Origin of the sequence: Micromonospora sp. NPDC023633 (genome assembly GCF_040640035.1) — a bacterium.
Taxonomy (GTDB): Bacteria; Actinomycetota; Actinomycetes; order Mycobacteriales; family Micromonosporaceae; genus Micromonospora.
In genome coordinates this window covers 1-4,530 of sequence record NZ_JBFABB010000239.1, presented here as the reverse complement: position 1 = coordinate 4,530, position 4,530 = coordinate 1, and the positions used below count along the sequence as shown (strand labels likewise).

The window sequence follows — 4,530 nt, the reverse complement described above, 5'->3', positions numbered from 1 at the left end:
GCGCTGCTGGGCAAGACTCCGATCATCCCCGGCCGCACCTGCTTCCCGATCCGCCGGGAGGAAAGCAACCCGCCGGAGCCGGACGAGTCCACCGGCACGCTGGTGATGGACCGAGTCGACGTGTACCGGCTGGCCAGCGAGCCGGCCTAGCGGCGGGCGAACCAGTCCCGCGACGACTCCGGCACGATGAGCAGGCCGACGAACAGGGCGCCGCCGACGACGCCCAGGAGGTCCGGCCCGCCGTCCGCGCTGGCGCCCGCCACGACGGCCAGCGCGCCTCCCACCGCGCCGAACCACTGTGCGGCCCGCCAGCCTTTCCAGATGCCGAGAGCGATGAAGGTGTAGAGGGCGCCACCGACGACCACGACGGCCGCCCTGAAGGCGGCACCGTTGTAGGCCGGGTGCGAGGCGGCCGAGACGAGCTGGACGAGGCCATAGAGCACGACGATCAGCGCCGCCGCCACGATGGCGGCGGGCGCCCGCCGGGATGGCGCGGCCGGCTCCGCAGCGACCGGGTCGGTCTCGGCGACGATCCGCTCGATGTCGTCGCTGCTCACGCCGTACTCGCGTCCGATGCTCGCGACGTCCTGGCCATCCGCGTACGCCGCGATGATCCGGTCGCGATCGAGGTCACCCACTGCCATGCCGGACACCGTACCGGCGGCATCCAAGAGATCACGCTCCGCCGATTGGGCGGACTTGTCCATTCAGGAGGTGCGCCGATGGCGCTGCTCACCGCAAGTTCGGTCACCGGCGCGGCCACCAACGTCGCGCCGGCGGCCATGTCCACGTCCGACACGGTGTCGGGGTCCGACATCGGCCAGAACGGGGCTCTGCTCCAGGTCATCAACGGTGGCGGGGCGTCGATCAACGTGACCCTCGCCGACCCGGGCTCGACGCGGGTCGGCAACGCGGGCACGGCGGTGGCCCAGGCGGTGCCCGCGGGCGCGGACCGGTGGTTCCGGCTGTCGCCGGGCCACATCAACTCGGCGACGGGGGTGGCGACGGTGACGCTGTCGTCGGCCGCCTCGGTCACGTACAAGCTGATCCGCTGCTGAGGAGCGAGCACCGATGAAGACGAAGTACTGGATGACCGATGGCTACGGCTCGAAGGCCCTGATCGAGGGTGCCGACGAGCGGGATCGGTGGAAGCCGCTGGGCTGGTCGGAGTGCGACGAGCCGGCCGGCGAGGACCGGGTGTGGCTGCGGCACGAGGAGCACGGCGGCCGACAGCGATTCCCGGCTGCCGCCGTGGAGCTGTGGGCGGCGAAGGGCTGGCACCCGAGTGACCCGCCGGTGCCGGAGAGCCCGTTCAACGCCGACCAGCCGGCCGACGTGGTGCCGGCCGCGACCTCGACCCCGACGACCGACACGAGCGGGCCGAACACGGCCGCGAAGAGCAAGGAGAAGTAGGCATGGCGGACATCCCCGGCGACGGCAAGACCAGGGCGGACTGGGTGCCGGCCATCGCGAACAAGAACGCCCCGACCCTGACCGAGCTGAACGCGGGCATCCGCGTCAGCCAGTGGGCCACCGGCGACGGACTGGTCGGGTTCCGGCCCGACACGGCGGACGTTCCGACGACCGGCCTCGAGGACACGTTCGACACGAACACGAACGGCCGGCGCAGCTTCTCGGGCACGATGATCCGCTTCAAGAAGCAGACCGGCTCCGACGTGGTCTACACGACCATGGTCCCCGACGCCGAGGGCTTCATCGTGATCCGCAAGTCGCTGCCGGCGGCGACCGCGTACGCCTCGGGCCAGCCGGTGCAGGTGTACCCGGTGATCTGCGGCGAGACGGCGTGGATGGACAGCGAGCCCAACACGGTCGAGCGGTTCGAGGTGCCGCTGAAGATGCGCGAGCAGCCGTCGCTGCGCGCCGCTGTCGCCTGACCCACGATCGCGGGGGCGGACCACCTGGCCCGGTCCGTCCCCGCTCCACATCTCCGGGCCAGGAAGAAGGGCCAGACCATGACCAGCACCGACTTCACGACGCTGCTCGCGGCGGCGAAGCTGCCCGAGCGGACCGTGCCGATCTGCCTACGCGGCGACCTGGTCGCCGAGTTCGAAGACCTGGAGCGGCAGCTCGAAGACGAACTCCGCACCCCCGCGGTCTCTCTGGAGGGCGACGGCTCGGGGGCCATCGCCGACCGGATGGAGGCGCTGCGCGCGGAGATGCAGGCGCACACCTACCCGTTCCGGCTGCGCGCCATGGCGCGGCCTGCGTGGCGGGCGTTCGTGGCCGCGCACCCGCCCCGCAAGGATGACGCCGGCGAGGTCGACGAACGCGACCGCATCATCGGCGTCAACATCGAGACGTTCTACCCGGCGCTGGTCCGGGCCTCCGTCGTCGACCCGCAGCTCGACGACGCGCAGTGGGCGCGGCTGCTCGACGAGGTGCTCACCGACCGGCAGTTCGACGAGCTGGCCAACGCGGCGTGGGGCCTGAACCGGCGCGAGGTGGACGTCCCTTTCTCGCCCGCCGCCTCGCGCATGACTCGGGGTTCCGCGACCGAGTAGAGGCGGCTGAGCGACTCGGCATTCCTCCGTCGCGGCTGGACGGCCGGGAGCCGGCGGAGACGACCCGGCACTACTACAACCGGCGGGGCCGCCTGGTGCGGTCGGTGGCGACCCGGGAGCCGGAGTGGACCGAGCAGGACCGGGCCGAGATCCTCGCGCTTGGCCTGTACCGGTCGTGGCTGTGCCCGCTGCACGGGGGGCTGCTGGAGGACTGCACGGCGCCGGAGGAGAGCGGTCCGCAGTTCGAGGTGACTCGGTCGACGTGTCGGGCGCAGATGGCGTTGATCGAGTCGAGGCGGGCCGCTGACGACGGCAAGACGCCCAGCCCTTACGCGGGGGCGCGGCTGTTCCGAATCAGGCGGAGGGAGTGACCTGTGGCGCTGCGTACCGTCGGGGTGAAGCTCACTGCTGAGGTGTCCGGCTACATGGCTGGCCTGCGGCAGGCCGGTGTCGCTACTCGGGGTCTCACGGCCGAAATGGACAAGGCGGCGAAGGCCGGACGGCTCGACCAGGTCGCCGACCAGGCCGCGCTCATGGGCGCCGGATTCCTAGGCGCAGCGGCCCTGGCCGGCAAGTTCGCCATGGACTTCGAGAAGCAAATGAGCGCCGTGCGGGCGGCTACCAAGGCCAGCACCGGCGACATGGAGCGGCTGCGGGAGGCCGCTCTCCAGGCGGGCAAGGACACGAGCTTCAGCGCGACCGAGGCAGCGCAGGGCATCGAGGAGCTGGCCAAGGCGGGCGTCTCAACGACGGCGATCCTGACCGGCGGTCTGCGGGGTGCTCTCGACCTGGCCGCCGCCGGCGGGTTGGAGGTGGCGGAGGCGGCGGAGATCGCTGCCAGCGCGCTGACACAATTCAAGCTGCGGGGTTCGGACGTTCCGCACGTCGCCGACCTGCTCGCCGCTGCCGCCGGCAAGGCTCAGGGCTCCGTGCACGACATGGGCATGGCCCTCAACCAGGCTGGCTTGGTCGCCGCGCAGACCGGCCTGAGCATCGAGGAGACCACGGGCGGTCTGGCGGCGTTCGCCAGCGCCGGCCTCACCGGCTCCGACGCCGGCACGAGCTTCAAGCAGATGCTGCTGATGCTCCAGGCGCCGTCCGGCTCGACCAAGGTCCTGATGGACGAGCTTGGCATCTCGCTCTACGACGCCTCGGGCAACGCCAAGGGGCTCGCCCAGTTCGCCGGCGAGTTGAGGGCGAAGATGTCCTCGCTGACGCCCGAGGTGCGGGCCAATGCGATGGCGACGATCTTCGGTGCTGATGCCGTGCGTGGCGCGTCCATCCTGTACGAGCAGGGCGCCGACGGCATCCAGTCGTGGATCGACAAGACCAACGACGCCGGGTACGCGGCCGAGACCGCGGCGATGCGCACCGACAACCTTGCAGGTGACCTGGAGCGGCTGCGGGGATCTCTGGAGACCCTGGCGATCGAGTCGGCGTCGGGCCCCAACTCGGGGCTGCGGGTGCTGGTGCAGACCCTCGACAGCCTGGTCGGGGAGCTGTCTGACCTGCCGCCGGCGGTGGGCAGCTCGCTGACGGTGATGGCGGCGCTGGGCGGGGCGACGACCCTGCTCGGCGCCGGGTGGGTGAAGACGAGGCGCGCCAACGCGGAGTTTCGCGAGGAGCTCGCAGCGACGGGCCCGGCCGGCACCCGGGCGGCTCGCGGCCTGGAGGCGACCACGAAGTGGGCGGGCCGGGCGGCGATCGCGTTCGCGGCGCTCCAGGTGGCTGGCGCGGTCGTCAACAAGATGGTCGGCGACCTGAACCCGCAGGTCGACGCTCTGTCAAAGGGCCTGGAGTCCTGGGGCAAGTCGGGTCAGCTCGCCGGCGAGGCCGCGCGGGTCCTCGGCGGCGACATGGCCGACCTGAACGTCGGTCTGAAGTTCCTCGCGGACACCGACAACGATCGGCGGAAATTCGCGAGGTGGGGCCAGGATCTGCTCGAGGGGCTCGTGCCCGGGCTGGACAGCACCAACACCAGCCTGACCCGAACCCGCGAGCGGGTGTC

At 71.5% G+C, this 4,530-nt stretch carries 7 protein-coding genes; 6 read left to right on the top strand and 1 reads right to left on the bottom strand.

Features of this window, described 5'->3' with window-relative positions; all coding sequences use genetic code 11:
• Window positions 1-146: 146 nt before the first annotated feature.
• On the bottom strand, window positions 147-644 hold the full coding sequence (locus tag AB0G13_RS34135; RefSeq protein ID WP_357883669.1) for a hypothetical protein: 498 nt from the start codon (window positions 642-644) through the stop codon (window positions 147-149).
• Window positions 645-722: 78 nt separating this feature from the next.
• Between AB0G13_RS34135 and AB0G13_RS34130 the strand changes: the two genes are divergently transcribed.
• The 6 genes from AB0G13_RS34130 to AB0G13_RS34105 all read left to right on the top strand — a co-directional run.
• Window positions 723-1,058 (top strand): hypothetical protein, encoded by a 336-nt coding sequence (locus AB0G13_RS34130; protein ID WP_357883666.1) that lies wholly within the window; start codon window positions 723-725, stop codon window positions 1,056-1,058.
• A gap of 13 nt (window positions 1,059-1,071) precedes the next feature.
• Window positions 1,072-1,413, top strand: coding sequence for a hypothetical protein (locus AB0G13_RS34125; protein WP_357883663.1), 342 nt, complete (start codon window positions 1,072-1,074; stop codon window positions 1,411-1,413).
• Window positions 1,414-1,415: 2 nt separating this feature from the next.
• Window positions 1,416-1,895 carry a hypothetical protein gene (locus AB0G13_RS34120; RefSeq protein ID WP_357883660.1) on the top strand — a complete coding sequence of 160 codons (480 nt, stop codon included), beginning with the start codon at window positions 1,416-1,418 and terminating at the stop codon, window positions 1,893-1,895.
• 78 nt (window positions 1,896-1,973) lie between these two features.
• The gene (locus tag AB0G13_RS34115) at window positions 1,974-2,522 is read left to right on the top strand and encodes a hypothetical protein (protein ID WP_357883657.1); all 549 of its coding nucleotides are present in this window, start codon (window positions 1,974-1,976) and stop codon (window positions 2,520-2,522) included.
• A gap of 104 nt (window positions 2,523-2,626) precedes the next feature.
• Window positions 2,627-2,893 carry a hypothetical protein gene (locus AB0G13_RS34110; RefSeq protein ID WP_357883654.1) on the top strand — a complete coding sequence of 89 codons (267 nt, stop codon included), beginning with the start codon at window positions 2,627-2,629 and terminating at the stop codon, window positions 2,891-2,893.
• Between the two features lie 3 nt (window positions 2,894-2,896).
• Window positions 2,897-4,530 (top strand): phage tail tape measure protein (locus AB0G13_RS34105; protein WP_357883651.1); only part of this gene is annotated, 1,634 nt, incomplete at its 3' end.

What these genes read in the sequence shown, in the direction of transcription:
- AB0G13_RS34135 (WP_357883669.1), bottom strand. Translation starts at nt 644, where the DNA reads ATGGCAGTGGGTGACCTCGATCGCGACCGGATCATCGCGGCGTACGCG.
- AB0G13_RS34130 (WP_357883666.1), top strand. Translation starts at nt 723, where the DNA reads ATGGCGCTGCTCACCGCAAGTTCGGTCACCGGCGCGGCCACCAACGTC.
- AB0G13_RS34125 (WP_357883663.1), top strand. Translation starts at nt 1,072, where the DNA reads ATGAAGACGAAGTACTGGATGACCGATGGCTACGGCTCGAAGGCCCTG.
- AB0G13_RS34120 (WP_357883660.1), top strand. Translation starts at nt 1,416, where the DNA reads ATGGCGGACATCCCCGGCGACGGCAAGACCAGGGCGGACTGGGTGCCG.
- AB0G13_RS34115 (WP_357883657.1), top strand. Translation starts at nt 1,974, where the DNA reads ATGACCAGCACCGACTTCACGACGCTGCTCGCGGCGGCGAAGCTGCCC.